2 protein-coding genes and 1 pseudogene are annotated in these 1,405 nt (G+C 39.8%); 1 reads left to right on the top strand and 2 read right to left on the bottom strand.

Translation table 11 applies throughout. The annotated features are described in order from the left end of the window. Positions 1-205: 205 nt before the first annotated feature. The gene (locus tag SPL01S_RS24110; protein ID WP_081113185.1) at positions 206-487 is read right to left on the bottom strand and encodes a hypothetical protein; all 282 of its coding nucleotides are present in this window, start codon (positions 485-487) and stop codon (positions 206-208) included. Between the two features lies 1 nt (position 488). After that, positions 489-1,067, bottom strand: a complete 579-nt coding sequence (locus SPL01S_RS24105) for a peptidoglycan-binding domain-containing protein (RefSeq protein WP_073972103.1) — start codon at positions 1,065-1,067, stop codon at positions 489-491. Positions 1,068-1,293: 226 nt separating this feature from the next. Here SPL01S_RS24105 and ansB point away from each other — a divergent pair. Next, a pseudogene (gene ansB, locus SPL01S_RS24100) lies at positions 1,294-1,405 on the top strand (L-asparaginase 2); the annotation flags it as partial.

Below are 1,405 nucleotides of genomic sequence, written 5' to 3'. Positions count from 1 at the left end.
GTGCTATGTTTTCGATGGGGTAATGATGCAGGACACCGGTGCTGTAAGCCCCTCGTTTTGAAACGGTGAAAAGCTTTGCAACAAGCAGGTATATCCATTTGGAAAGCGTTTTCAGAGGGGATAGCAATTATGTTTAGAATAATTATGGCAAATCTATAATGTTAAGTTGATTAGCCATAATGTTTTTTTAAACCAGTTACTGTGATCAGAAATCGTAAGCGTTAATCGCTTTCAGTATGTTTTTATCTTTTTGGTATTTTGTATTTAGTTTTTCTTTCTGTTTTTCGGCGTTATTGCAAGTGGAATTAACTTCCTTCTCTATTTCTCGTTGTCGTTTTATCGGTAATTTTGAGTCCCACTCGCCGGAGAGATATTGGCAATCATCGGCGTTTTTTAGATACTCACTTACATCTTTTGGATATGTTTGAGATGCTTGAATGCATGAGGATAAAAGTAAAGTTGAAATGAAGAGTGCAGGTATTTTCATGTTATCGTCCATCCGTTGACCAGTGTGGTTTGTCTTTAGAGCCACCATGATATTTTATAACGCCGAAACTTTTTCCCACCTCATGCAACTGGGGGTTCATACCATCAGTTGGAAGGCTATTGATAAGCACTGTTTCCCCCTTCTTATTTTTCAGCTCTAAATTGCCAATCCATGAAATGTTCATATCTATAGCATTACCCTCAGTATGCCTACTTTTTAGGGCTGGGGCAACATTAAGACTCGTCATGCCATACTCTTTTACCATGTCTTTTGCCGCCTGAATGCTTTTGTTTCGATCAACTTTCCCATCACTGTTTTTATGACACCACTCTATATTAACGCCTGTTTTTTTTGGCACATCGTCAGGATTAATAAGTGCACGAGCGATTTTCCACGACCAATGCATAAGATAGGCTCTTTCCGGTGGTCTCTGCGTTGCCGAGATAGTTATACGTGCACCCGCATTTTTTAAACTCTGTAAAAAAGCGTTAACGTTTGACTCGAATGTTGGGCTTAATGTTTTTGTTGAGTTACTGCCTTGAAAGTGAGAGGTCCATTTTTTACCACTTAGTTCATACATTAAATAAATCCTTTTTTAAAAGCATCCAATAGAATAAAAACATATTTTTAAATTTTTAGCAGGTAACTATTAAATGTGGCAAGTATTAAATATATACGGATTAAAATTTCAGAATAGAGCGGGGGCTGTATTCTTATTTTTTAGATACGGTAGACACTATAGCCAATGCCAAAGGCAGTTCCGCCTGAGTTAAACGTTCCGATTAACCCACTTAGTGGGGGGGCACCGTCAGTCAAGAGTGCCGACCGGTTCCACCACGGAAGACGCGGAAGTGGATGACGCTAAATTCAGCTTTGTCGCCGCCGGTACGCTGAACCCGCAAAAAGCGCGGATCCTGC

Origin of the sequence: Serratia plymuthica NBRC 102599, assembly GCF_001590925.1 — a bacterium.
Lineage (GTDB): Bacteria > Pseudomonadota > Gammaproteobacteria > Enterobacterales > Enterobacteriaceae > Serratia > Serratia plymuthica.
This window is presented reverse-complemented; position numbering and strand designations above follow the sequence as displayed.